Source organism: Alteromonas sp. BL110 (genome assembly GCF_003443615.1).
In the GTDB taxonomy this organism is placed as follows: domain Bacteria; phylum Pseudomonadota; class Gammaproteobacteria; order Enterobacterales; family Alteromonadaceae; genus Alteromonas.
In genome coordinates, this window is record NZ_CP031967.1 from 2,302,921 (window position 1) to 2,329,881 (window position 26,961).

A 26,961-nucleotide genomic window follows, 5' to 3' on the forward strand; every position below is an offset into this window, starting at 1 on the left:
AATAAGGAAAACTTTCATCTCCTGAAATATCCCATAAATTTAAAAGGTCAATGTCACTACATTGGCCTTTTTTATTTGCAGTCTGGGAGGGCTTAAATCCTCATGAGTATTATTCGGGACCTACAAGAAATATCTAATGATAAGGCTATGTCGTTAGATAAAAAGTTAGAGAATTTGCTGCGTATCGGCACAGAGGCTCTTCGTCTTGAAACAGGAATTGTAAGTAATATTCAAGGTGAGCGGTACCGTGTGCTAAGTGTAGTCACCTCTGGCGAAGACATACCAAAAGGCGCAGAATTTTCCCTTTGCGATACGTATTGTGCCGATACTGCTAGTGCCGGTTCTGTTGTTGCTTACCATAATATCGATTTACAACCTGGCGCTTCACACCCCTGTTTCGATAAATACACGCTAAAGAGTTATTTCGCTTCTCCTATTCACGTATTTGGTGAGTTCTACGGTACAGTGAACTTTTCGTCGCTGTCTTCAAGAGATGAACCGTTTAATGAACTAGAAACAGATTATTTACTACTGCTGGCCACTTGGATTGGCAATGAGCTTGAACGGCAGCAGTCTATGAATAATTTGAATGCGCAGAAGACTATGTTTGAAGAGCGTAATTCACTGTTAAAACAAGTCACAAATTTGGCTGGGGTCGGAACATGGGAATTAGATATAGAAAGTGGCTCAGTCATCTGGTCGGGCGCACTGAAGCGGATGTTTCATGTTCATAGTGAGCGTGCGATGCAGGCCGAAGATATACTGAAGTTTATCCCAGATGAGGTTCATCGTAAGAGGTACGCAGAACAGTTTGAGCAAATGAAACAAACAGGGGAGGATTTCCTTTACGAAGTTGAGATTCGAACCGATGTAGGTGAAACCCGCTGGATTGAAAGCAGAGCCCATCCCATAATGGACAACGGCAAATGCGTTAAAGTAGTAGGTGCTACTGTCGATATCACGCAAATGCATATAGACAAGGCCGTACTTCAGCATAAAAGCGATTTAGCGCAAAATGCGCTGAAAGCTAGAGGTGAGTTTTTGGCAAACATGAGCCAAGAAATACGCACCCCTATTCATGGTGTTCAGGGAATGTTAGAAGCGCTAATGGCGTCGCCACTAAATTCGAGACAAATGGAATTAGCTTCCCTTGCTGTGCAAAGTGCAGACTCCCTGCTTAACATTGTGAACGACATTTTAGATTTTTCAAAAATAGACGCAGGGGAAATGGTCTTTGAAAACGCGCCTACCAACTTTGAAGAGACAATTGAAGAACAGATACCCATGTTCACAAGGCTTGCCCAAGAAAAAGGGTTAACGTTCAACGTAAATACTGCAGCGCTTAAAGGGCAAACTTTCATTGCAGATAAGTTGCGGTTAGGGCAAGTTCTTATCAATCTGGTCAATAACGCATTTAAGTTTACTAAAGAAGGTGAAGTGACCGTTGAGACAAGATGCGTGCGTTACGGTAAAGGGCGCTACCGAGTTAGGTTAATTGTTACTGACACTGGAATTGGTATCAGTGCTCAACAGCAGAAAATAATTTTTATTCCGTTTATGCAAGCAGACAGTTCAACACAGCGTATGTCTGGTGGAACAGGGCTGGGTTTAGCAATTGTTAAACAAATAGTCGAACACTATAACGGAAAAATTGAAGTGAGTAGTGAGCTGGGCATTGGTGCTCGCTTTACCGTTACGCTTACATTAGATGATGCAAAGGCAGGTGCTGTCGCAGAAAAAACTGTTGCTCAGAACGATGCCTACCAACCAAGCAAAGAAGAGCTGCGCGCGTTTAAGGCGCTTATTGTTGAAGACAACGAAATAAACCAGCTTGTTATCAAAGAGCAGTTAAAAGAGATAGGTATTGTTAGTGATTTAGCAGTAAACGGAGAGGAAGCCTTAGAGAAAGTTAAGCGCTCAATGGCTGAAAAGTCTCCTTATGCACTCATATTTATGGACTGTCATATGCCTGTGATGGACGGGTTAGAGGCAAGCGAACAAATTAGGTTATTAAACCAACAGTGCGCCGACATACCTATAATCGCTTTAACGGCTAATGTATCAACAAAAGAAAAAGAAAAATGCTTGAAATCTGGCATGAACGACTTCATATCAAAGCCAGTTGGTGTAAGTCGCTTAAAAGAATGCGTTTTTCGGCACTTGAGTAAGCAGTTTGTAAATGCTGTTTCAGCGCTAAAAGATCCTGCTTGATAACCTAAGACGTGGTTATCAGCCCCGGCTTTTAGTCGGGGCTTTTTTATTGCTCACATAGTTTAAAAATAATTCAATTTACCGCTATCACTTCCCAAAGTTTTCTGTTATTATTTCGCGCCCTTTTTATGGGGGTATGTACATAAAAGCAACGATATCCAGTTGTTTTTAGCAGCACTAACGACTCGGGAGAGTCTTAATTTAAGAGCGGAGCACTAACATGATCCAAATGCAAACTAACCTGGACGTTGCAGACAACAGCGGCGCTCGCAGGGTTCAGTGTATTAAGGTTCTTGGTGGCTCGCATCGCCGTTATGCAGGTATCGGTGACATCATCAAAGTTACTGTTAAGGAAGCAATTCCTCGCGGTAAAGTTAAAAAAGGTGACGTACTGAATGCAGTGGTGGTGCGTACTAGAAAAGGCGTTCGTCGTGCAGATGGTTCTACCATTCGTTTTGACGGTAACGCGGCTGTTATGCTTAATGCTAACAAGCAACCAATTGGTACGCGTATCTTTGGCCCGGTTACCCGTGAGTTGAGAAGTGAAAACTTCATGAAAATCATCTCATTGGCCCCAGAGGTACTATAAGGAGTCACGATAATGGCTAATAAAATTCGTCGTGATGATGAAGTAGTCGTATTAGCGGGTAAAGACAAAGGCAAACAAGGCAAAGTCCTTAAAGTGCTTATTGCTGATAACCGTGTAATTGTAGAAGGCGTTAATCTCGTTAAGAAGCATACTAAGCCAAACCCACAATTGGGCGTAGCTGGTGGCATCGTTGAGAAAGAAGCTTCTATTCACGTTTCTAATGTTGCGATTGTTAACCCGGCAACGGGCAAAGCAGATCGCGTTGGTTTCCGTTTCGAAGATGAGAAGAAAGTACGTTTCTTCAAGTCTAACGGCGAACTTGTTTAATTATATTGGAGAGTACGATGGCGAAACTGCATGATTTCTATAAAGAAACAGTAGTAGCTGAACTTGCTAAGCAGTTCGGATACAAAAGCGTCATGCAAGTCCCTCGGATTGAAAAAATCACTCTAAACATGGGTTTAGGTGAAGCAGTTGCTGACAAAAAGGTACTTGAGAATGCTCAAGCTGACATGACGGCTATCGCCGGTCAGAAGCCTGTTGTTACAGTTGCTAGAAAATCAGTAGCGGGTTTTAAAATCCGTGAAGGTTATCCGATTGGCTGTAAAGTAACCCTACGCGGCGAGCGTATGTGGGAATTCCTAGAGCGTTTGATTTCAATCGCTATTCCACGTGTTCGCGATTTCCGTGGTTTGAATCCTAAATCATTCGACGGACGTGGTAACTACAGCATGGGCGTGCGTGAACAAATCATTTTCCCTGAAATCGATTTCGATAAAGTGGATAAAGTTCGCGGTATGGATATTACTATCACTACCAGTGCGAATACTAATGACGAAGCACGTGCTCTGCTGGACGCGTTTAACTTCCCATTCAAAAAGTAGGGGTGTAGGGTTATGGCAAAAGAATCAATGAAGGCACGCGAAGCTAAGCGTACTAAGCTAGTAGCTAAGTATGCTGAGAAGCGCGCCGCACTTAAAGCGATTATCAGCGATGTTAACGTTTCTGAAGAAGAGCGTTGGGACGCTGTTCTGAAGCTACAACAACTGCCACGTGACTCTAGTTCTTCACGTCAACGTAACCGTTGCCGTGTAACTGGTCGTCCACATGGTTACCTACGCAAATTCGGTCTTAGCCGTATTAAGCTTCGCGAAGCAGCGATGCGCGGTGAAGTCCCTGGCCTTAAGAAAGCCAGCTGGTAAGGAGTAGCTGATAATGAGCATGCAAGATCCTATCGCGGATATGTTTACCCGCATCCGTAACGGCCAGATGGCACAGAAAGTTTCTGTGACTATGCCTTCTTCTAAACTTCGCGTTGCAATTTGCGAAGTATTAAAAGCTGAAGGTTATATCACTGACTTCGCTGCTTCTGGTGACGTTAAGCCTGTTTTAGAAGTTACGCTTAAGTACTTCGAAGGCAAGCAAGTAATTGACACTATCGAACGTGTAAGCCGTCCTGGTCTGCGCATCTATAAGAAAAAAGATGAGCTTCCAAAGGTTATGGGTGGTTTAGGCGTAGCTATCGTGTCGACTTCTAAAGGTGTGATGACTGACCGTGCAGCGCGTAACGCTGGCATGGGCGGTGAGATCATCGGTTATGTAGCATAACGGAGGAGTTGAAATGTCACGTATAGCAAAAGCCCCAGTAGACGTTGTATCAGGTGTAGAAGTTTCTATCTCTGGTCAAGAAGTTACTGTTAAAGGTAGTAAAGGCACTTTGACCCGCGTTTTCAATGACGCTGTAGAAGTTGCACAGGAAGAGAACCAACTTAAAGCACTTCCACGTGAAGGTTTCGCTGACAGCTGGGCACAAGCAGGTACTGCTCGCTCTATCCTGAACGCAATGGTTCAAGGTGTTTCACAAGGTTTCGAGAAAAAACTTACTCTGTTAGGTGTTGGTTACCGTGCACAAGCACAAGGTGCCAAGCTAAACCTTACACTAGGTTTCTCTCACCCTGTAGTATACGAAATGCCTGAAGGCATTACGGTTGAAACTCCTAGCCAAACTGAAATCGTCGTTAAAGGCGCCGATAAGCAGGTGGTTGGTCAGGTTGCGGCGAACATTCGTGGTTACCGTCCACCAGAGCCTTACAAAGGTAAAGGTGTACGTTACGCTGACGAACACGTACGTCGTAAAGAAGCTAAGAAAAAGTAGGTGGGTGATACGATGGATAAGAAAACAGCTCGCATTCGTCGCGCTACTCGCGCACGAGCAAAAATTCGTGAACTGGCCGCGCATCGCTTGGTAGTTAACCGTACACCTCGCCACATCTACGCTCAGTTAATCGCTCCATGCGGTTCTGAAGTGTTGGCAGCGGCTTCAACTGTTGAGAAAGATCTTGCAAAAGATCTTAAGTCTACAGGTAACGCTGAAGCAGCGACGGTAGTCGGTAAAGCAATCGCAGAGCGCGCGCTTGAGAAAGGCATTAAAACAGTGGCTTTCGATCGTAGTGGTTTCCAATACCACGGTCGCGTTAAAGCATTAGCTGATGCAGCTCGCGAAGCTGGTCTTCAGTTCTAGGAGTTTATAATGGCTAAACAAGACGTTCAAAATGGTGAATTTCTAGAGAAATTGATCGCTGTAAACCGCGTTTCTAAAGTGGTTAAAGGTGGTCGTATCTTTAGTTTCACTGCATTGACAGTAGTGGGTGACGGTAACGGTCGCGTTGGTTTTGGTTACGGTAAGGCACGTGAAGTACCTGCTGCAATCCAAAAAGCAATGGAAAAGGCTCGTCGCAACATGGTTGACGTAGACCTTAACGGTCACACGTTACAGCACCCGATTAAAGGTCGTCACTCTGGCTCTAAAGTTTACATGCAGCCAGCATCTGAAGGTACCGGTATTATTGCCGGTGGTGCGATGCGTGCAGTACTTGAAGTAGCTGGTGTACAAAACGTACTTTCAAAATGTTACGGCTCTACAAACCCAATCAACGTTGTACGTGCAACAATCAACGCGCTAACAGAAATGAATAGCCCGGCGAAAGTTGCTGCGAAGCGTGGATTGTCTGTAGAAGAAATTTTGGGGTAATCAGACATGGCAACGATTAAAGTAAAGCAAACTAAAAGTGCAATTGGCCGCTTGCCAAAGCACAAAGCTACGCTTAAAGGTTTAGGCCTTCGTAAAATCAACCATGTTCGTGAACTGGAAGATACCCCAGCCGTTCGTGGCATGATCAACCGTGTACATTACATGGTTGAGATAGTGGAGGAGTAAGACATGCGTTTAAATACAATTTCTCCAGCCGAAGGTTCAAAGCCTACTGGTAAGCGTTCTGGTCGTGGTATCGGCTCAGGTCTTGGTAAAACAGGTGGCGTAGGTCACAAAGGTCAAAAAAGCCGTTCAGGTGGCCGTGTTAAGCCAGGATTCGAAGGTGGTCAGATGCCATTACAGCGTCGTCTTCCTAAGTTCGGTTTCACTTCACGCAAGAGCTTTGTTACTGATCAGGTAACTCTTGCTGAAATCGCGAAGGTTGATGGTGATACTGCGTCTCTTGAGACTTTAAAAGCAGCTGGACTTGTTAAGAAAGAAATCCAGTTCGTTAAAGTAGTTAAGAGCGGTGAAGTGTCACGCGCTGTTACAGTAAGCGGGTTGAAGGTTACTAAAGGCGCTAAAGAAGCGATTGAAGCTGCTGGCGGTAAAGTAGAGGAATAAGCTAGATGGCTAAACCAGGATTGGATTCAGGCGCTAAAAGCGGCTTGAGTGAGCTTAAGGCAAGATTGTTGTTCGTACTTGGTGCGATTGTTGTATTCAGACTAGGTTCTTACGTTCCTATCCCTGGCATCGATCCAGCGGTACTTGCTGACTTGTTCGAGCAACAAAAAGGCACCATTGTAGAAATGTTTAACATGTTCTCTGGTGGTGCGCTTGAGCGTGCATCCGTTCTGGCTTTGGGCATTATGCCATACATTACTGCATCCATTATCATGCAGTTGCTCTCGGTGGTTCATCCGCCGATGGTGGAGCTTAAAAAAGAAGGCGAAGCAGGCCGTCGTAAAATTAGTCAGTACACGCGTTATCTAACGCTTGTATTGGCTATCTTCCAATCTATTGGAATCTCGACTGGTTTGCCTAACCTGATTAATGGATTGGTGATAAACCCTGGCTTCGGATTCTACTTTACGGCAGTGGTGAGTCTAGTCACAGGAACTATGTTCCTAATGTGGTTAGGTGAGCAAATTACCGAACGAGGTATTGGTAACGGTATCTCTATATTGATTTTTGCTGGTATTGTTGCCGGTCTGCCAACAGCGATAGGTCAGACTGCGGAACAAGCAAGGCAGGGCGACATTAACTTGTTGTTCCTACTGTTGATTGGCGCAATTGTTATCGCTCTTACATACCTAGTTGTATTTGTAGAGCGCGGACAGCGCAGAATTGTGGTAAACTATGCAAAACGTCAGCAAGGCCGTCAGGTTTTTGCTGCGCAAAGCACCCATTTACCGCTAAAAGTCAACATTGCTGGTGTAATTCCACCAATCTTTGCTTCTAGCATTATTCTGTTCCCGGGTACCATCGCAGGATGGTTCGGACAGAATGAATCAACAGCGTGGTTGCAAGATGTAGCGCTTATGCTATCTCCTGGTCAACCGCTGTACGTGATGTTATACGCAGCTGCGATTATCTTCTTCTGCTTCTTCTACACGGCGTTGGTATTCAACCCGCGTGATACAGCAGATAACTTGAAGAAGTCTGGTGCGTTCATCCCAGGCATCCGCCCGGGTGAGCAAACGTCACGATACATTGACAAGGTAATGACTCGCCTTACACTGGCTGGCGCACTGTACATAACCTTTATTTGTTTAGTGCCTGAATTCATGCTAATCGCTTGGAATGTTCCGTTCTACTTCGGTGGTACGTCGCTTCTGATTATTGTAGTGGTTATCATGGACTTTATGGCACAAGTTCAGACGCATTTGATGTCTAGTCAATATGAGTCTGTGCTGAAGAAAGCTAACCTTAAAGGCTACGGCCGATAAGTTAGCCCCTTAATATTGATAGAAAGGGGAAAGATGTAATGAAAGTTCGTGCATCAGTAAAAAAGATTTGCCGTAACTGTAAAGTTATCAAGCGCAACGGTGTTGTGCGTGTAATTTGCAGTTCTGACCCAAAGCATAAGCAGCGTCAGGGCTAATCAAAGCGGAACAGAATATTTGCAAGACTAAGTGAGCAGAACCTGAATTATACTTGTCAGGTTCTGCTAGTTTTGTTTAAAAGTATTTTGTACCTTAATTTGCAATTTAGTCGACGGGTAAGTATCCTATCGGGCTTTTTAGGTCGTCGACAAATAAACAAGAGGAGTGCTGTTAATGGCCCGTATCGCTGGCATTAACATTCCTGAGCACAAGCATGCTGTAATCGCTATCCAAGCGATCTATGGCGTTGGTCCCACACGTGCGAAAAGCATTTGTGCGGGTGCTGGTGTTGCAGAAAATACAAAAATCAAAGAGCTAGACGAAGCTACTATTGATAAGCTTCGTGACGAAGTGGCTAAATTCACCGTTGAAGGTGATCTACGCCGTGAAGTCTCTATGAGCATCAAACGTTTGATGGACCTGGGTTGCTTCCGTGGTATTCGCCACCGTCGTAGCTTGCCTCTACGTGGTCAGCGCACTAAAACTAATGCGCGTACCCGTAAAGGTCCTCGTAAGCCAATTAAGAAGTAAACGGGGAGTAAGTTATGGCTAAAGCACCAGCTCGTAGCACGCGTAAGCGCGCTAAACGTCAGGTTGCAGACGGAATGGCTCATATCCATGCGTCTTTCAACAACACAATTGTGACTATTACAGACCGTTCAGGCAATGCACTAGCATGGGCGACATCTGGTGGTTCAGGTTTCCGTGGTTCACGTAAATCTACCCCATTTGCTGCACAGGTAGCTGCTGAGCGTGCAGGTGTTGCTGCACAAGAATACGGTCTTAAGAACCTTGAAGTATTCGTTAAAGGTCCAGGTCCAGGCCGTGAGTCTGCGATCCGTGCTCTTAACGCTACAGGTTATAAGATCACAAACATTACCGATGTGACCCCTATTCCTCACAACGGTTGTCGTCCACCGAAAAAACGTCGCGTTTAATCGACGGACAGTTGGAGAAAGATCATGGCAAGATATTTGGGTCCTAAACTCAAACTTAGCCGTCGCGAAGGAACTGACCTGTTCCTAAAAAGCGGCGTTCGCGCAATCGATTCTAAATGTAAAATCGATACAGCGCCTGGTCAGCACGGTGCCCGTCGTGGCCGTCTGTCTGACTACGGTGTTCAGCTGCGTGAAAAACAAAAAGTTCGTCGTATGTACGGCGTTCTGGAAAAACAATTCCGCAACTACTATAAAGAAGCTGCACGTCTAAAAGGCAACACAGGTGAAAACTTGCTACAGCTTTTAGAACAGCGTCTTGATAACGTAGTTTACCGTATGGGTTTCGCTAGCACTCGTGCTGAAGCACGTCAGCTAGTTAGCCACAAGGCGATCATGGTAAATGGTCAAGTTGTGAACATCCCATCGTTTAACGTTTCTGCCGAAGACGTGGTTTCTGTTCGTGAAAAGGCTAAAAAGCAAGCGCGTATCGTTGCTGCTTTGGAACTGGCTGACCAACGTGAGAAGCCAACCTGGATTGAAGTAGACAGCAGCAAAATGGAAGGCACTTTCAAGCGCGTTCCTGAAAGAACTGACCTGTCTGCGGAAATTAACGAACAGTTGATCGTCGAACTTTACTCTAAGTAAAGCTAACTAAAGAGGAAGCATTGTGGGTTCTGTGACTGAATTCCTAAAACCGAGATTAGTTGAGATCGAAAACGTTTCTCCTACTCGTGCCAAAGTAACTTTGGAACCACTAGAGCGCGGCTTTGGCCACACTCTAGGTAACGCCCTACGTCGTATTTTACTGTCATCTATGCCAGGATGTGCAGTTACCGAGGTAGAAATTGACGGCGTTCTTCACGAGTACAGCACCAAAGAAGGTGTTCAGGAAGACGTAATTGAGATCTTGCTAAATCTTAAAGGTTTAGCGGTTCGCCTTGAAGGTAAAACTGAGGCAACCCTAACTCTAGTGAAATCTGGCGCTGGCCCTGTTGTTGCTGGTGATATTCAGCATGATGGCGACGTAGAAATTGCAAACCCTGAGCATGTTATTTGTACTTTGACTGGCGAAGCTGAAATCAGCATGCGCATCAAAGTAGAAATGGGCCGTGGTTATGTACCAGCTTCTACCCGTCGCTCCTCTGAAGAAGATGATCGTCCAATTGGTCGTTTGTTAGTAGACGCTTCATACAGCCCAGTTGAACGTATTGCTTACAGTGTAGAGTCTGCACGTGTTGAACAACGCACAGACCTAGACAAACTAATCATCGACATGGAGACGAACGGCACTTTAGATCCTGAAGAAGCGATCCGCCGTTCTGCTACTATCCTAGCTGAACAGCTAGATGCATTCGTAGACCTACGTGATGTATCTGAGCCAGAAGCGAAAGAAGAGAAGCCAGAATTCGATCCGATTCTGCTTCGCCCAGTAGATGACCTAGAGCTAACAGTACGTTCTGCAAACTGTTTGAAAGCAGAAGCTATCCAGTACATTGGTGACCTGGTACAGCGCACTGAGGTTGAGCTACTTAAAACGCCAAACCTTGGTAAGAAATCGCTAACTGAAATCAAAGATGTTCTAGCATCTCGTGGTCTTTCTCTAGGCATGCGCCTAGAAAACTGGCCGCCAGAGAGCATCGCTGAAAAAGATTAATCAGGTTTTTATCAAACTGATTTGTAGAGAAGGATAAAACTATGCGCCATCGTAAGAGTGGTCGTCAGTTGAATCGCAACAGCAGCCATCGTCAAGCTATGTTCAAAAACATGGCCGGTTCTTTGGTCAAGCACGAAGTGATCAAAACTACGTTACCAAAAGCGAAAGAATTACGTCGCGTAATCGAGCCTCTAATCACTATGGCTAAAGAAGACAGCGTTGCAAACCGCCGTCTAGCTTTTGCCCGCACTGGTGACAAAGAGGTTGTAGGTAAACTATTCAACGAGCTTGGTCCTCGTTACGAAGCTCGCCCAGGCGGTTACACTCGCATTCTTAAATGCGGTTTCCGTGCTGGCGACAATGCCCCAATGGCATATGTTGAGCTAGTTGACCGTCCAGTTGTAGAAGCTGAAGAAGAAGCAGTAGAAGCAACTGAAGAGTAATTAATACTCGATTAGAAAAAGGGGCCTGAGTGAAAACTCAGGCCCCTTTTTTTGTGCCCGATGAATATTGGGCTCAGAGTTGCGACTCTGAACCCACTATCGTTCTACAGTTGGCTACGGAGAACGTAAATGGAGTTAATTGGCATGTATATTGTTAACGTTAATTTATTGCGAGGAACTATTCAAAGTTCACTGTACATTTGCATTCAATAAGGCAAGAAGCGTAAAGGATATAACGTGCTATCGGTTACGGGAAATTACCAGTCTTTAGGTCTTTCGACTTTACAAAATACCGCGCTATCAACACGCCTAGAGCGCTTGAGTTCTGGGTTAAGGATAAACAGAGCTGCTGACGATAGCGCTGGTCTTCAGATATCTAACAGACTTGCATCTGAAGAAAATAGCTATACGCAGCTTAATCGAAATCTAAATGATGGTATCAGCTATGCACAAATTGCAGAAGGCGGACTGCAAGAGTCTGCCGCCATACTGCAAAGAATGCGGCAATTGGCAATACAGTCACAAAATGGTATTAATAAGGTAAGCGATCGTGCTGCTTTGGATAAAGAATTCCAACAACTAAAAAACGCACTTAATGGTATAGCGTACAACACCGAAGCGTTCAACCGGTTGCCATTAGTTGATGACAGCGATCTGCTTTCTGCAAATGTCCCCTCTCTTAGTAGCACCTTTACTAACGGCGTAACTCAAAATATGACAAGTGGATTGCGCTCTATAGCTTATATTCCCGCAGGCTCTACAAATATCCAAATAAACGTAAATGACAACGGCGCCAATGATGATATCCAAGTATTTACTGTAAACGGTAAACATCTAGTAGGAACGCCACTGTCTTCAAGTACATGGAATGGTAACGGCATTTCAGACAGCGCGTCTATTGAAAGCACATTCTTCTTACCAACTAATGGGTATGAACCATCGGCAAGCTATGATGACAGCAATTTACTCACAAGCGGTTCAGCAACTATTGATGGAAATAGTATCTCTTTTACTGGAGACCAGAACGCTAGCGGAAACTTGAACGAGACTTTGACTATTGCAAGCAATGCTCAGCCGTTAATAATCTCAGTTATTGGTTCTGGTGCTTTCAATGTAACCGCGTCGTGGACGTCGCTTGGTAACGAAGGTGGACCAACCTTCACATTAGGCCCCCTAGACATCACCGCAACAAACAAACTTGGTGTTGGCACTGATTTCATTGAACTTGGTAAAACACCCGCTACGTTAGCTGACCTTGGGGTAGATGGCACGTCAATACAGAATGAAAGTAATGCAGAAAGCGCACTTGAACAAATAGATAGTGTATTGAAATCTGTAAGTGAAAGCCGTGCATTTTACGGCGCTAAGATGAATCAAATGGCATCAGCCATTCGAAACAATACGATAGGTTTTGAAAATATAAGCCGCGCCCACTCACAAATAACTGACGCAGACTTTGCGTCTGAAACCGCATTGCTTACTCAAGCGCAAATAGTAGAACAAGCGAGTATTTCTGTCCGGGCCCAGGCTAAGTCTAGCGATGAACAGGTTTTGGGGTTGTTGAGCCAATTGACTAAATAGTTCGATTTAGTCTATTTGGTAAACATGAAGAGGGGCGATTTATTTCTCTTAAATGCCCGTCTGTAATATTCCTCTGATAAAGGTTAATATAATAAGGTATACCTCTCATATCCCTTTACGTGCCTAACTGATCAAGTAAAGGTCGGGGTGGTCATAAAACATACAAAAGACTTTTAAAAATTTTTAGAGTCAGCCAAAAATCGTCTATTTTCATTAAATGTATAGCTTTTATTCTAAGCTCTAGCTGTTCAATAGGTAATTATTAGGAATGAAAAAAATTGTTTACCCAAAAGGGTTAAAATTAAAACAAAACCTGAGTGAATATGAACTCGAAACATACGAAGAAACTATTGAGCAAAGTTTACTAGACTATGGGTATGATTCAGTTTTAATTTTTCCTGATATCTATTTATTTTCAAAGCTAAACCCTTTAAGTCTTGAGGCTACTAGAGATAAATGGATGCAAGTGGCTCGTACTGTTACCTTTTACCTTGGCGATAGTGAGGATATGAAGGTCATTTTTTTAGGAAGTAGTAGTGCTGAGCTATTTAAAAATGGAAATGACTGGGAGGTCGTAACAAGCTCAAGTGAACCGCTAAGCGCGCAGGATGCCAATATAATCGCGTTGACACTTTTACTATCCGACAACCGTGAGTATTCACGTTTAGTTAGCCAATTAAAGCTAGTGTGCGTGTCTAGTTACAACGTAGGCTTTCCTGAACATTTTAAATCACAGGTCAATATAAATAAATTAATTAACATACTAGAAGACGGACATAAGGTCGATACTTATAAATCTCAACAAGAATCTTGTATGAATGAGCTTGAAGGCTTAAAAAGCCAAATAAACGAGCTGACAAAGTCTTTAGAAGAAAAAGAGATTCAATCGAAGCTTTCCGAGTCTGAACTGACTAGAGTCAACAATACTTCGAGAGAGAGAACACTGGAAGTAGAAGAACTTAAGGTTGAAAATCAATCATTAAGCTCTACTCAAGTAGAGTTAGAAAAGCATTTAGAAGAATCTAAACTTCTGATAGATAATTACGAGTCTAGAGTCAAACAACTTGAAAGCGTGATAAACGAGCAAAAAACTGAAATTGAAAAACTGCGCGATGCTAAAGAAGAATATTCTGGAAGGAATTCGGAGCTTGAAAAGCGCTTATCAAATTCGAGTGATCTCGCAGAACGTTATAAATCAGATGTCGAGAAGTTAAATAGTGATCTAAGAGCACACAAAATATCATATCAAAATAAAAAAGAGAATGAGAAAAAGCTTGTCGATAAGAACCAAGAACTTGCAAAGCAGTTAGCCGAAGCCAGCACTAATGCCGAGCTTTATCAATCAGATATAGAAAAGCTTAACGCTTTAACCAATAGTTATGCAGCATCTATAGACGAACTTAGGCTTAAAATGAAAAGTCATGAAAGTGTTGAGCTTGAAAAGAATGCAATTCGACATGATTATGGTTTCGCACTTAAAAACTACGAGAACACATTATTTGAGTTACAGAATATCCGTGAAGCTTTTAATGACACTAAAAGAAACTTAGCTAAAAGCGTTGATATGCAAAGTACGCAGCGGACCGAAATAAACTCTCTCAAGCAGCAAGCTGATATTATAAATCGAGCACTAAAAACAGAACAAGAGAAAAGGAATGCTGTAGCGAAAGCGTTGAAACTAGAACAAGAAAGAAATTTAAATCTAGAAAAAGCTGTAGAAAAACAGACTCGTGATCACAAAGCGCTTATAGCCATGATAGATGAAAAAGAGTCAGAGCATAAAATGTTCATTGATAGACACGCTAAAAACGTCACTAAACTTGAAGAAGAGAACAAATCCCTTTTCGAACAATTGTCGTCAAATCAGCTTACCTTCGCGACGTCCCTTGAAAATAAGAACAAACATATTGAACAATTACAAGCAGAAAAGAAAGAGACGCTTTCTAAGCTTATTGTGGTATCAAGAGATAGCACAAAACTTAACAATCGTTTTAGTAAGCTTAAATTGAATTATAACATTCTGAGTTATGAAAAGTTTCTATTAGAAGGTGAACTAAAAGCGAGCAGCTCATTCTTTGGTCGCGCAAAAGGCGCATTATCAAATATAAAAAACTTTCGCCGCAAAAGTGCAATTGAAGCTAGGCAACAAGATACGAGCCAAATTGCGACAAGTGAGTACTTCGATATAGAGTGGTATCTTCGAACTTATCCAGATGTTCAAGAATCTGGGATAAATCCAGCTGAACATTACTTATTGTTCGGTGCAACAGAGGCTAGAATGCCCAGCCCTCATTTTGATACAGTTTGGTATTTAGAACGTTATCCTGATGTTAGGGAAAGTGGAATTAATCCACTTTTACATTTTATCAAATATGGACAGACAGAAGGAAGAGTTGCTTCTCCAAAATTACTTGAGCGAGTAGATTTTGAAAAAAAATAATCTGATTTGGATTGGGCCTATAATTGACCTTACACTCTTTGAAAATACAGTATTTTTTTATGATACTGTCTATTTGGTTGGTCAGCCCTTTTATGATATTGCGTCATTGAGCCCACAATGTCGTGAGAAGGTAAAAGTAGAATGTTCAGTTTTGGTAGAAGACAATGATACTTCTCTCTTTGAATGCGAAGCATTAGAAAATATTGCCTATTCGGAAAAAGTTGAATTTTTAGGTAACGAAATTTTAGCGACGAACTCTATCGGTTCTAAGACAATCGCTTTTCCTGAGTACGTGCAAAACATTGGTCTAGAAAAAGAAAGCATTTGCGATATTATGCTGGCCAATCAGTTCATCCCCGCCGAAATTTGGGAAGAGGTTATTGAACAGTTGCCCCTGTTGAACTCTGAGACCTTCTACTACGCCAGCGATCATAGGCTCAATAAATGTATGAACGAAACTAGCGCGGGTGAACTACTCAAAAAGCAACGTTTTTTACGTGGTAAAAAAATGAGTGTTGGTAAGGTTAGTATTTGCAAATTTTACTCGTGCGGCCGTAAACTCATTCAAGAATTTGAATCAAAAATTAAAGTTTTAGAGGAAAAAAACACGGAGTTAGGGGAAAGTGAAATTACGCACCTCAAGTTGTTAAAAGAAAGTAAGTTACAAGGATCCCTTTTGTCCGATAAAAACGCAGAATTACAACGTCTAATCGATGACAAAGATTCGAAGTTATCATTACTTGAAAATAATTTAGAGAAGTTGGCGTTAGAAAACCACCGCATGTTAATAAATCTTTCTAAAGAGTGAAGATATCTATGACGCTTGAACCTTCAGATAACGCAGTGATTGCTATCATGTGTAGTTCAGAGTCTTATTTTGATTTCAAAAGTAGGCTGGACTCGTTTAGTAAATCAATGTTTTTTACTAATAGTAGCTTTTCTATAAGGCTTCTGGACCTTGTATCAAAAGAGCCTGATAAGCCAACAATTGGCGATTTCGAACAAGTGGTGCAGCCCACTCTACCGGAAAACTATCATAAGCCTGTAATTGAATTATGGAAAGTTTTATCAAACTCGAAAGGTAAAGCTTCTTTAAAAGAGCTTTATGAACACCACACTGGAAAAATTTCTGACAAATGGTCTTCGTACCTTAAAGTATATGACGAAGTCCTGTCTCCCTATGCCGAGTCTTCAATATCGCTCTTAGAAATAGGTGTTCAAAATGGTGGCTCTTTAGAGATTTGGCATAAGTATTTTCCAAAGGCGGAAAGACTAATAGGGTGCGATGTAAATCCACAATGTAAAGAACTTTCTTACGACAAAAATAATATAAGCGTTATAGTAGGAGATGCAGGAACATCGGAAGTTTGTAAGGAAATAACAAAACTATGCCCTAAGTTCGATATCATTATCGATGACGGTTCTCATGACTCTAGCGACTGCATTAAAAACCTGCGTAACTACTACAGATATGTAAAGCCTGGTGGGGTTTATATTTTAGAGGATTTACATTGTAGCTACTGGGCAGAATTCGGTGGAGGGCTGTTTGATTCAAAGTCTATTATAAATCGTTTAAAAGAATTTGTTGACTATCCAAATTATGAATTTTGGGGTCATTTGCCAGATAATTTAGCAGAAAAAGAGCGTAGAATCGGTAAGGAAAATTCAGAGTACAGAGATATAGAGTCAATTAGTTTTTATAACTCGATTGTAGTAATAAGGAAAGCTCTTACGCCGATCAGTTTGGTTGGCAAAAGAGTGGTAACTGGCAGCAAAGGGTTAATTACTGGTGACGAATACATAAAGAATAATCATACGGAAATTAATAGAAGATGAGTGACGAACAGCGGCTTTCTAATATAGCTATAATTTTAAAAAGAGCAGACGAGGGCGGGCTTAAAGACGTTTCACAACACTTAGTTTATAAACTAAATACTTTACAATTCAATAGCCAACTTCTTTGTGAACTTTTAACAATATTGGGTATTGATGAGTTTGAACTAAAAAAAAGTAAGTTAGGGGCTTTACGGAAACAAAAAAAATACTTATTTTTAGTTTTTGCATGCGTCGTTCAGGCACAAGAGGCGAAACTTACCGAGAAAGATTTGGCATCCAACTTAGAGTTTTTCCTACAAAGAAGAAATTATGTAGAAGCTTTTTTACTATGCCGACTTGCGTCACATTTAGGATTTGTCAATATTCGTATATATTTGCAGACCTCAGCAATTTGCTGCATGAATACTGGCAATACAGCGCTTTCTATTCATTATTGGCAGGAATATTTTTCTAAATCGCAAGAAAATAACTTTTCGTCGTTGAGAAAACTTAACTTGAGAGATAATAATAACTCGCAAGTTTTTCCAAAAATTGCGAAAGACAGCTATTTGAAAAGAGTTTCGGAAAAAGTATGTGTCTATACAGCGCTCTTTGGTGATTATGATGACCTTCCGCCAATTCTAGAAGGATCAGACCATGTGGAATTTATCTGCTTCACTGATCGAATTCGGGCTACTCCAGGCTGGGAATTTCGTGTCGTTGAGCTAACTGAAAGCAACCCTATCTTAGAAAACCGTAAATACAAAATACTACCGCACGAATTTCTACGAGATTATGATTGCTCACTATATCTTGATTCTAATATCTTCATATTGGCGGATATAACGAAGTTACTTTCTACTTGTATTACTTACCCCTTTGCTGCTTGGGTACATCCTGAGCGATCTGATATTTATGATGAACTGGCAGCTATAATTTCGAGTTTTAGGCACGAACCAAATAAAATGCTAGAGCAGTTTCTTCATTTTCAAAAGGAAGGGGTAAAAAGAAACTCAGGCATGATTGAGGCCTGCTTTCTTTGGAGAGATCATCGAGATTCTTCTGTCTCAGAATTGATGGAAGAATGGTGGGAGTTTATCAAGGATAGGGGAAATAGAGACCAGCCTGGTCTCACAAGCCTAATGGAGCAATTAGGTGTTCGTCCTAGTGTATTTAGAGAAGAGTTCGGTACTACAAGACTAAATGATTTTTTTGTGAAATTGCCACATAAAGGTAATCCGCTTAATACAAAGTTTTGCGACGAAAAGAACGGGGAATCCCCCTCGGTTCTGGCTTCGAAAAAAGTTTACTTTGTTTACCGTGAAAACCAAAAGCAGGTAGCCTCGACTTATATGAGAGGTTATCAGCTATCGGAAATCATTGCGAAAGAAGTTGACTCCCTATCCGTAAATTATGTGAATGAAGAGTACTTATCTTCTATTAAAAATGCCTTAGTAGTAATCACCAAAGGTTTTTTAAAAAAAGCAACTAAAGATGAAATATCACTTCTAAAAGAAAATGGTAATATAATCGCTTTCGATTTTGTAGACGATCCTCCTCGTGAACAATTAGTTGCGATATGTGATGTATTAATTGCGTCATCAATTCAGCAACTCCTATATTACAAGAAGTACTTCCCGTCCAAGCTATCGCACATGATAACGCATCATACTGATCCTGAGATCCCGAACTTGCCTTACAAGACAGATAAGTCTTCCATAGGGTACTTTGGTGAATTAGTTAATGCTAAGTGGCGGGATGATATACCTGACAAGGTAGGCTTTGTATTAACGAATACAAAGACCAGAACTAAGGAATGGATATCAGAACTTGCAAATTACAACTGTCACTATGCGGTTAGAAATCGTAGAGAGATTGATGGTTTCAAACCATTTCTAAAAGGCTTTACGGCAGCCCATTGTAATTCAGCAATCATAATCCCTAAGTCAGAGGGCGACGCGCGATTTTATCTAACTAGTGACTATCCTTATCTTTGTGAAACTGACGAGCTAGATGACGTGCTAGCAACTATTGAGCATTACCACGCTAGTTTTGGTTCGAGCGAGCATCGTTTTGCAATGGATATCATGCGGTCTGTTAAGTACCGTTCGACACCTCAATATATTTCTCGAGAGTTTAAGAAATTACTAAGTTCGTTGTAAGGAGCGATGATGTACCTAGTGACTGGAGCTGCCGGATTTATTGGCTACCACGTTTGTAAGCGATTATTAGAAGAGGGCGAGATTGTCGTTGGAGTCGATAACCTAAATGACTATTACTCAGTAGAACTTAAGTTAGCGCGCTTAAGTAATTTGAGAAATTTCGCCCAATTCGCATTTTTTAAAATAGATATTGCAGATAGGCAGGCAGTAGAAAGGTTATTTCAAGAACATAAATTTGAAAAAGTTATTCATTTAGCTGCACAGGCTGGCGTGCGTTATTCAATTGATAACCCATACGCTTATGCTGATAGCAATTTAATGGGTATGTTGACAATACTAGAGGGATGTAGGCATCACAAAATAAAACATCTTATCTATGCGTCTTCGAGCTCTGTGTATGGAATGAGTGATAAAGTTCCATTTAGTGAAGATGATAGAGTAGACAACCCCGTCTCTTTCTACGCAGCAACGAAGAAAGCAAATGAGGCGATGGTGGCCAGTTACTCAAACTTATATGGATTAAAATGTACGGGTCTTCGCTTCTTTACCGTATATGGCCCATGGGGAAGACCGGATATGGCACCTATGTTGTTTTCAAACTCACTTGTTAATAATAATCCAATAAAAATTTTTAATAATGGAAAGATGCAGAGGGACTTTACCTATATAGACGATATAGTAAAAGCTGTTTTCCGAATTAGTAAAGTAACTTCAGAGAGCAACAGGCACCAAGTTTACAATATTGGAAATGGGAAGCCTGTTGATCTTTTGATGTTTATTAAAACGCTGGAGACTAAATTTAACATCAAAGGGAAATACAAATATCTTGATATGCAGAACGGTGATGTGACGCGCACTTATGCTGATATTTCGAAGTTAGAAAGTTTTATTGAGTGGACGCCAACTACATCGGTGGATGAAGGAGTAAGTAAATTTGTAGACTGGTATACATCCTATTACGGATCGACAAATAAATGAATGATCTTACTCTTTTTGAGGGCAATGACATAAAAGTTACTTTCCATGAAGGAAGTACTAAAAAAATATTAGTGTCTTTTGTTGGAAGGAATCGTAATGAATCTTTCGACAACACTTTCGCAGTAAATTTTGGATTGAAAAATGGTTTTAGTGTTTTGGCAGTCAGGACAGCCAACAACCATTGGTATCAAACACAAGAAATGTATGAAATTGTGAAAATACTGGATGACTTTAAGAGTTCAGAGGTTTTTCTTTATGGCGGTAGTATGGGAGGGTATGGCGCTATTCTATTAAGTAGTATGGTAACTTGGCCTTTAAAGGTCATAGCCTTATCCCCCCAATTTGGAATAAGCCAGGAAGACATCCCTTTTGATAAAAGGTGGATTAATAATTATGACCACACTAAAGCCATTTTTAAAAATTGTAAGTTAAATGCAGCGCATGATTATTTTATCGTTTATGACAACCACCATCGTACAGATACTTGCCACGTCAAGAGGCTTATGGTTAGTAATGCGAAGGCGGTAGTTTGTCCAATAAAAATTCCTTTTGCTGGGCATGTTGTCGGCGACTTTTCTGCTGCTTTCTTGGGGAATATAGTAAAAAGTATTTTCAACAGCTCTTTATCTCTAAGCGAAGTTAATAAAAAGAGAAAGGAGTTAAGAATAGAAAGTTCTGTTTATATGATGAATCTTGTGAAATCGCTTTTTGATAAAGGTAAAAATCAAAAGGCACTACATTTTCTTGAGAAATATGGAGATATAATAGACGATCAGGATTTTATATCTCTCTTTCGCTCACGGATCTATATGCGAATGAAAAAAAACATGTTGGCTTTATATTTTGCGAGAGTGAACTTAAATCTTGAAAGTGAAGAGAGGTTGAGACATTTAATAAGTGTATATAAACATCTTAACTGGACTTATGAAACTGAGCTTTTTTCTAATATATTAATAAAACAAACAGACGCCTCTAAAAGAACTTTAGATTTTCTAAATAGGTAAAACGTAGAAGTTTTCTATATTTGAAAAGCAAGATTGAAAAATCTAAAAGGAATAATTTTGGAGTTACTATGAAGCTTTGGATAAAAAAAAATCCAGATTTAATTAATATGAAAAATACTTTATTTTTGGCATTTGAGTAGAAACAAATGAACAACAGCACTCGATGTGAGGAGCTATTGTCTACTTCCCCTAAACTGAGACAGGCTTAATTGGAGTTTTCTGTAATTATTAATGCAGGAGACGACTATGAAAAAGTCACGCTACACAGAATCTCAGATCATTGGGGTGTTAAAAGAAGTTGAAGCTGGCATGAAGGTTGAGGAGGTATGCCGTCAACAAGGTATCAGCAGTGCAACTTACTACAATTGGAAATCTATGTACGGCGGCATGGAAGTGTCTGACGTAAAACGATTGAAAGAGCTTGAAGAAGAGAATGCTAAGCTCAAAAGGATGTTTGCCTATGTACGCTTTGAAAAAATAATGCCATTAAGGAACTTGTCGCAGAAAAGGGTTGTTGACAGCAGAGAAGCGAGAATGCGTCAGCATCCTAGTTGATGCGGGACTAAGTATCGTAAAGGCCTGTCTGTTTGTTGGTATTGGCCGTGCGACCTTTTTTCGTCCAGAGAGAGACTGGCGCAAGGTAGATGCTGCTGTCATTGATGTTGTCAATGCGGTCTTGGAGAAGTCGCCACGAGCAGGCTTCTGGAAGTGTTTTGGCTGAATGCGGTTCAAAGTCTTCCCCTTTGATCACAAGAGCGTCTATCGCGTTTACTGCCAAATGGGATTGAATCTGAGGCGCAGAACTAAACGGGTACTGCCCAAACGAATAGCTCAGCCATTAGAAGTGCTGGAGCAGGCAAACCACCAATGGGCGTTGGACTTTATGCATGACACTTTATATTGCGGTAAAGGTTCAGAACACTGAATGTATTGGATGAAGGGACGCGAGAGTGCCTCGCTATTGAAGTCGATACGTCTTTGCCCGCTGGCCGTGTCATACGCGTGTTAGAACAGCTTAAGTCTGAGCGAGGATTACTAACTCAAATACGTATGAATAATAGCCCAGAGCTAATTTCGGCGACGCTTACGGATTGGTGTGAATCCAATAATATTGAACTGGTATATATTGAGTCAGGTAAACCGCAGCAAAATGGCTTCGTAGAGGGCTTTAACGGTTCATTCCGCAGAGAGTTCCTTGATGCTAACTTGTTTGAAAATCTCAATCAGGTAGGAGAAATGGCTTGGTTCTGGCGACTGGCTCATTAACGGGAAAGTGGACAGTTCCCCATTCTAGTTCCTAATAGATGATACTACATTCATAAAACACCTAATCAAACTAAGCTAAGAAAATTATTTACAAATGGTATGCCACAAGAAGCGGTGTGAAAAAACGCCAGTTCAGAGCTGCAGCATTTCATTGGTTTACAGTTTTATTTTTGCTAACATGATTGCTTAAAATGCTTAGTGCAAAAGCTTATATCGGGTAGTAAAACGAGTACTATTGAAGGTTCGTTACAAATCTTATGTTTTAAAAGAAGATGACCAAAAAGTGCTCACCTAATGGTGGCGAATAATTTAACGTTAATTGAATGGTAGATTAATGTATGAGTTACTGATTTTAAGAGTCAATGTTTAAAATTCACGCTTGTCAGATTTTAAATTTGCATGTCGGGCGAAAGTCTATTCGAAGGCTTCTTAGATTACTGTGAAATCAATAGCTTTGCCAGGGAGACCATTTCATTTGTGAACGAATGACTTTTCAATGGCGCCCATCCAATTTATTGAAGTAGTAGAAATCCGCTCTCACAACACAAAAAGTACTAAATGAAAAACACAAAAATACATGTAGAAAAACAAGCTGTTGCCATGAGGTTAGAGCAATTAGAGAATGAAAACGAGCTCCTGATGCAAAAGCTAGCAGATTCTGAGAGAGCAAAAAAGCTAGTAGAATTTCAGTTAGAAAGTTCGATAGATCAGTTGATATTACTCCAAAATAGATACGCTCGTATAATTCAATCGTCGTTAAATCTAGAGAAAGACTTAGAAAAACTTCGAGTAAAGCATGCTATATCATTAAATAACAATGAAGAAATAAACAGGTCAATTGCGAGATACCTGTTCAAACCTTTTTTTTGGTTAGAAAAGTTGCTTACCAAGCGGAATAAGATTTCTGAAGACATCTATATAATAAAATTTTCAAATTTATTTGATAAAAGTTGGTATTTGAACGCTTACCCAGATGTTGGAGAGAGTAAAGTCGACCCTGCTTATCACTACTTAAAGTTTGGTTGGAAAGAAGGTAGACAGCCTAGCCCATTGTTTAATGGGGATTCTTATTTAGAGCAAAATAAGGACGTTCAATTGCAAGGCATAAACCCGTTATTACACTATCTGAAGTTTGGCATTGAAGAAGGCCGAAAGATAACACCTACAAAATAATATTAGCCTTGACTTCCCTGGGTTTGCCGCTATTAACCGAATAACGCTATTCATTATTATTTTTTAGCCTAAAGCAAGCTATTCCAGCACAACGTAGATTTACAATTACATTCGGGATATTAAATGACTTTTCTTGAAAAAGGTAACAAAGCACTCGTTAATAAAGATTATAAAGAGGCTTTAAATTTTTATAATCAGGCGATTGAAGAAAACCCTGCTCTAAGAGAGATATTGGAATTTAATGTTAATTTAGCTCAAAGAGAGTTAGTTGCCAGAGGAGAGCTACCGGTAAACTCCACACACCTCTCACGTAAGAGTGATGATGACAAAAAGGCAATAATTAAGGCCTATCTTGAATACAAGAAAAAACGTAGAGCTTCAGTGGCTGTTTATATGGCAATTACTGGTGGATATGACAATTTAATCTTACCTGATGAACTTGTGTTTGACTGGGATTACGTATTGTTTACCGACGCTGAGGTCGAGGGCGTATATCCTTTCGATGTTAGGCGGCCGGCTACTATTGATTATGATACGGTTAGAACGGCACGGTATCATAAGTTAAATCCCCATAAAGTATTAAGTGAATACAAATACACTATTTGGATTGATGGCAATATCCAACTGAAAAGTGGTTACTTTAGGCAGCTTATTGAGGAAGAGATTCAACTAAAAACTAAGCTTTTAATGAGACAGCACCCCGACCGAAACTGTACTTATGACGAAATTATGAAGTGTCGTGAGTTACTGAAAGATGATTTTGGTTTAATGAGTCGTCAACTTGCTAAGTATGAATCAGAAGGCTTTGCGAGAAACAACGGGCTATATGAGACTAATGTTATTTTCAGAGATAATCAAGATAATCAGGTTAAGTATTTCAATGAAGTTTGGTGGAATGAGTTAAGTAAATGGTCTAGAAGAGATCAGCTATCTTGTGTATATGCGCTAAAAAAAGCAAATATCAACCCAGCTCTATTTCCAGAAGATGTTGACATAAGAGATTCTAATAATAAGTACTATGCTTTATTCCCTCATAGCCAAAATTTGAGCAAAAAGCTTAAAAGCTATAAGCCAGAGTCATGTTACAAATTCAATATTAAAAGCAATAGTCTGAAAAATAGCTTTCAATACAATATAAGTAATAAGGATTATTCACTTTCAAAAGCACCTTATAAGCCAAAAAGAGCATTTCTTAATGCCAGAAATTTAGGTTTTTATCAGGAAGGCATTAAAGAATTAAAAGATCTTACAAAAAACAGTAATAAGAAAGAGAGAAATTGGGCCAGTTGGCTTCTAGGGATGTTATTAGCTGACTTGGAAGGAACTAAAGATAGAGCGGACGCTGAATTTTATTTATCCACATCTGACTTGCATGCGGAATGTCCTGGTTTTGATATCTATAAAAAATTCATGCTTAATGAACTTGGGAAAGGCCAGATTCCAATAGTTCATGATGACGAGTTGGAAAAGGATGTAGACCTTTTATCACAAGCAATATCATTTGAACTCACTCTTCCGAATAAAATAAAACTTTTTAATGTAATATTTGAAAAGTACGGGCTTCAAAGAGTTAGGGTTTTAGGCGAGAGCAATAGTTACCTTGACAACCTATACCCAGAAAGCCCTATTAAGCGGGGTGACTTTAGAAAAGGCGGATATAAAGTCACAATTATTATCCCCTGCTACAAATGTTCGCATAGCATATCTACAACCTTGTATTCTCTCATGATGCAGACTTGGTTAAATCTCGAGATTATTCTCGTAGACGACTGCAGTCCGGACGATACTCATGTTGTACTCAAAAAGTTCGCGAGATTAGATAACCGCATAAAGGTTATACAGACCGACAGTAATTCAGGCCCGTATGTAGCTCGAAATGCTGCCTTGAATCTTGCTACTGGTGACTTAGTAACGGTCTGCGATTCCGATGATTGGTGTCACCCCGAAAAGATTGAATATCAAGTTCGGCATTTTGAGCGTAACTCCGACATCGTCGCCAATTGTGCTAGTTGGGTACGTTGTGATGAAAGATTCAACTTTATAAGAAGAGGTCAGCCGTTTTACAAACACCTTAATATATCTTCGCTTATGTTTAAAAGAGAAGAAGTTTTGAATGTATTAGGGGGATGGGATGAAGTTCGTTTTGCCGCAGACGGTGAGTTTTATAAAAGGTTAATTAAAGCTTTTGGAAAAAACAGGGTCTGTGAACTGGATGGTGTCACCTCTATTGGAAGGGTGGAGTTATCCTCGCTAACGAACAGCTCTTTCTTCGGGTATGACGGCTTCCCGTATGGTGCGCGATTAGAGTATCTGCAAAGTTATGAATATTGGCATCAAATGAAGAACTGCGTTGAACATTTATTTTATGACATTAATAACGAAAAGCGTTGCTTCCCCGTTCCTCGTCCAATGTTGCCGAGCTATGTTTCCGAGGAAATTGCAAAATTCGATACTGTGATAGCGGGGGATTTAAGGGACCCAGAGATAGAAAACGTTATCTTGGATCTTATCTATAAAGAAGAAAGTAGCGAAAACTCCTGGACACTAGTTCAAGTAAGCTCTCCAAAAATTGATGCGCGTTTAAAAGTTTCGACAAAAATTCGAACACAATTAACTAAGTATAATAAATGCCTATCAGTTTACGGTGAGCAATTGAGCTGCCAGCAAATTTACTTTATAGAAAATGGAATTAACGAAGTATATTCTAGCTACCTTCCTAAAATTTCGGCTAATGAACTAAGCGTAATTGTATGCAGCAAGACGGAAAAATTTAGCCTATCGAATGCTACCTTGTTTACAAGCCTAGGTGATTTGTTTGATTTCAAAACCAAAAGAATCCTTTATTTTTCCTCTAGCGTTATTCCACAAGACGTCTCCAAAGATTGCGTAGACTTTTTATTTGAAGAAATTGTTAGCTTGAATATGAGCGAACTAGATACTACAGAACTTCGTGTTTCTCCTTCAATATCCATAGTTATGCCATGTATTGATGAAGAATTAGGACACAAAACAGCACAAATATTATCTTCACGCGCAGGTACAGGGTGTTCGGTTATCATCGCAATGGATGATATAAGGGGCGGATTTATGTCTACATTAAATTCTGTCGCTGCTAAGTGTGATTCCCGCTTTATTGTTTTTGTAGCCCAAGATGCTTTCCCCGGAAGAGATTGGCTTAAAATCGCTTTAGAAAGTATCGAAAATGAAGAAGCTGGCTTATTAGCGTTTAATGATGGGAAGTGGTTTGGTCGTATTGCTTCTTTTGGAATGGTCCGTAAGTCTTGGATTAAAAAGTTTTATGAAAATGCTATTTTGAACCCTTACTATAAAGCGCACAAAGCGGACAATGAAATAACTGTGTTGGCAAAGTTAGATGGCCGCTTTGTTTATGAGCCAAACAGTACATTAATAGAGGTGGACTACCGTAAAGACGCTGGAGGTTCTAATCCAGAAGATGATGAAAGATTCAGAGAAAGGTTTAATAACCAACTTACACAATTTTTTCCTAAGGATAGAATAGAATCCTTTCGAAAAGAATATAAAGTGAAAAAGGGCGATGCCTGAACAAGCT

27 protein-coding genes and 1 pseudogene are annotated in these 26,961 nt (G+C 40.6%); all 28 read left to right on the forward strand.

What is annotated here, in order from left to right:
- Nucleotides 1-102 precede the first annotated feature (102 nt).
- On the forward strand, nt 103-2,211 hold the full coding sequence (locus D1814_RS10000) for a GAF domain-containing hybrid sensor histidine kinase/response regulator (protein WP_118491874.1): 2,109 nt from the start codon (nt 103-105) through the stop codon (nt 2,209-2,211).
- Between the two features lie 220 nt (nt 2,212-2,431).
- Entirely contained in the window at nt 2,432-2,800 is a 369-nt protein-coding gene (gene rplN / locus D1814_RS10005; RefSeq protein WP_012519228.1) for a 50S ribosomal protein L14, read from the forward strand.
- 12 nt (nt 2,801-2,812) lie between these two features.
- Entirely contained in the window at nt 2,813-3,127 is a 315-nt protein-coding gene (rplX, locus tag D1814_RS10010) for a 50S ribosomal protein L24 (RefSeq protein ID WP_014950912.1), read from the forward strand.
- Between the two features lie 17 nt (nt 3,128-3,144).
- A complete protein-coding gene (rplE, locus tag D1814_RS10015; protein ID WP_012519226.1) occupies nt 3,145-3,684 on the forward strand; it encodes a 50S ribosomal protein L5 in 540 nt (179 codons plus the stop codon).
- A 12-nt stretch (nt 3,685-3,696) separates the two neighbouring features.
- The gene (gene rpsN, locus D1814_RS10020; protein WP_012519225.1) at nt 3,697-4,002 is read left to right on the forward strand and encodes a 30S ribosomal protein S14; all 306 of its coding nucleotides are present in this window, start codon (nt 3,697-3,699) and stop codon (nt 4,000-4,002) included.
- Nucleotides 4,003-4,015: 13 nt separating this feature from the next.
- Nucleotides 4,016-4,408, forward strand: coding sequence for a 30S ribosomal protein S8 (rpsH, locus tag D1814_RS10025; RefSeq protein ID WP_012519224.1), 393 nt, complete (start codon nt 4,016-4,018; stop codon nt 4,406-4,408).
- Between the two features lie 13 nt (nt 4,409-4,421).
- Nucleotides 4,422-4,955, forward strand: coding sequence for a 50S ribosomal protein L6 (rplF, locus tag D1814_RS10030; RefSeq protein ID WP_118491876.1), 534 nt, complete (start codon nt 4,422-4,424; stop codon nt 4,953-4,955).
- Between the two features lie 12 nt (nt 4,956-4,967).
- Nucleotides 4,968-5,321 (forward strand): 50S ribosomal protein L18, encoded by a 354-nt coding sequence (gene rplR, locus D1814_RS10035; protein WP_014950908.1) that lies wholly within the window; start codon nt 4,968-4,970, stop codon nt 5,319-5,321.
- Nucleotides 5,322-5,330: 9 nt separating this feature from the next.
- Nucleotides 5,331-5,831 (forward strand): 30S ribosomal protein S5, encoded by a 501-nt coding sequence (gene rpsE / locus D1814_RS10040; RefSeq protein WP_012519221.1) that lies wholly within the window; start codon nt 5,331-5,333, stop codon nt 5,829-5,831.
- 6 nt (nt 5,832-5,837) lie between these two features.
- Nucleotides 5,838-6,017, forward strand: a complete 180-nt coding sequence (gene rpmD, locus D1814_RS10045; RefSeq protein WP_012519220.1) for a 50S ribosomal protein L30 — start codon at nt 5,838-5,840, stop codon at nt 6,015-6,017.
- Between the two features lie 3 nt (nt 6,018-6,020).
- A complete protein-coding gene (gene rplO / locus D1814_RS10050; RefSeq protein WP_025257628.1) occupies nt 6,021-6,455 on the forward strand; it encodes a 50S ribosomal protein L15 in 435 nt (144 codons plus the stop codon).
- 5 nt (nt 6,456-6,460) lie between these two features.
- The gene (gene secY, locus D1814_RS10055) at nt 6,461-7,780 is read left to right on the forward strand and encodes a preprotein translocase subunit SecY (protein ID WP_012519218.1); all 1,320 of its coding nucleotides are present in this window, start codon (nt 6,461-6,463) and stop codon (nt 7,778-7,780) included.
- A gap of 38 nt (nt 7,781-7,818) precedes the next feature.
- Nucleotides 7,819-7,935, forward strand: coding sequence for a 50S ribosomal protein L36 (rpmJ, locus tag D1814_RS10060; RefSeq protein ID WP_012519217.1), 117 nt, complete (start codon nt 7,819-7,821; stop codon nt 7,933-7,935).
- Between the two features lie 175 nt (nt 7,936-8,110).
- On the forward strand, nt 8,111-8,467 hold the full coding sequence (rpsM, locus tag D1814_RS10065) for a 30S ribosomal protein S13 (RefSeq protein WP_012519216.1): 357 nt from the start codon (nt 8,111-8,113) through the stop codon (nt 8,465-8,467).
- A 14-nt stretch (nt 8,468-8,481) separates the two neighbouring features.
- Nucleotides 8,482-8,874 carry a 30S ribosomal protein S11 gene (rpsK, locus tag D1814_RS10070; RefSeq protein WP_012519215.1) on the forward strand — a complete coding sequence of 131 codons (393 nt, stop codon included), beginning with the start codon at nt 8,482-8,484 and terminating at the stop codon, nt 8,872-8,874.
- Between the two features lie 24 nt (nt 8,875-8,898).
- Nucleotides 8,899-9,519 (forward strand): 30S ribosomal protein S4, encoded by a 621-nt coding sequence (rpsD, locus tag D1814_RS10075; protein ID WP_012519214.1) that lies wholly within the window; start codon nt 8,899-8,901, stop codon nt 9,517-9,519.
- Between the two features lie 19 nt (nt 9,520-9,538).
- Nucleotides 9,539-10,528 carry a DNA-directed RNA polymerase subunit alpha gene (locus tag D1814_RS10080; RefSeq protein ID WP_039217818.1) on the forward strand — a complete coding sequence of 330 codons (990 nt, stop codon included), beginning with the start codon at nt 9,539-9,541 and terminating at the stop codon, nt 10,526-10,528.
- 41 nt (nt 10,529-10,569) lie between these two features.
- A complete protein-coding gene (gene rplQ / locus D1814_RS10085; RefSeq protein ID WP_012519212.1) occupies nt 10,570-10,971 on the forward strand; it encodes a 50S ribosomal protein L17 in 402 nt (133 codons plus the stop codon).
- 237 nt (nt 10,972-11,208) lie between these two features.
- On the forward strand, nt 11,209-12,552 hold the full coding sequence (locus tag D1814_RS19700; RefSeq protein WP_118491878.1) for a flagellin N-terminal helical domain-containing protein: 1,344 nt from the start codon (nt 11,209-11,211) through the stop codon (nt 12,550-12,552).
- 268 nt (nt 12,553-12,820) lie between these two features.
- Nucleotides 12,821-14,992 carry a hypothetical protein gene (locus tag D1814_RS10095; protein WP_118491880.1) on the forward strand — a complete coding sequence of 724 codons (2,172 nt, stop codon included), beginning with the start codon at nt 12,821-12,823 and terminating at the stop codon, nt 14,990-14,992.
- Nucleotides 14,979-15,800 carry a hypothetical protein gene (locus tag D1814_RS10100; protein ID WP_118491882.1) on the forward strand — a complete coding sequence of 274 codons (822 nt, stop codon included), beginning with the start codon at nt 14,979-14,981 and terminating at the stop codon, nt 15,798-15,800. The genes D1814_RS10095 and D1814_RS10100 overlap by 14 nt, the downstream gene beginning before the upstream one ends.
- An 8-nt stretch (nt 15,801-15,808) precedes the next feature.
- Nucleotides 15,809-16,828 carry a class I SAM-dependent methyltransferase gene (locus D1814_RS10105; RefSeq protein ID WP_118491884.1) on the forward strand — a complete coding sequence of 340 codons (1,020 nt, stop codon included), beginning with the start codon at nt 15,809-15,811 and terminating at the stop codon, nt 16,826-16,828.
- On the forward strand, nt 16,825-18,969 hold the full coding sequence (locus tag D1814_RS10110; RefSeq protein WP_118491886.1) for a DUF616 domain-containing protein: 2,145 nt from the start codon (nt 16,825-16,827) through the stop codon (nt 18,967-18,969). Before D1814_RS10105 ends, D1814_RS10110 begins: the two co-directional genes overlap by 4 nt.
- 6 nt (nt 18,970-18,975) lie before the next feature.
- Entirely contained in the window at nt 18,976-19,947 is a 972-nt protein-coding gene (locus D1814_RS10115; protein WP_118491888.1) for an SDR family NAD(P)-dependent oxidoreductase, read from the forward strand.
- On the forward strand, nt 19,944-20,951 hold the full coding sequence (locus D1814_RS10120; protein ID WP_118491890.1) for a hypothetical protein: 1,008 nt from the start codon (nt 19,944-19,946) through the stop codon (nt 20,949-20,951). The genes D1814_RS10115 and D1814_RS10120 overlap by 4 nt, the downstream gene beginning before the upstream one ends.
- A gap of 246 nt (nt 20,952-21,197) precedes the next feature.
- Nucleotides 21,198-22,217: pseudogene (locus D1814_RS10125) on the forward strand (IS3 family transposase).
- Between the two features lie 558 nt (nt 22,218-22,775).
- Nucleotides 22,776-23,390, forward strand: a complete 615-nt coding sequence (locus D1814_RS10130) for a hypothetical protein (protein ID WP_118491892.1) — start codon at nt 22,776-22,778, stop codon at nt 23,388-23,390.
- 123 nt (nt 23,391-23,513) lie between these two features.
- The gene (locus D1814_RS10135; RefSeq protein ID WP_118491894.1) at nt 23,514-26,954 is read left to right on the forward strand and encodes a glycosyltransferase; all 3,441 of its coding nucleotides are present in this window, start codon (nt 23,514-23,516) and stop codon (nt 26,952-26,954) included.
- The last annotated feature ends 7 nt before the right edge of the window (nt 26,955-26,961 follow it).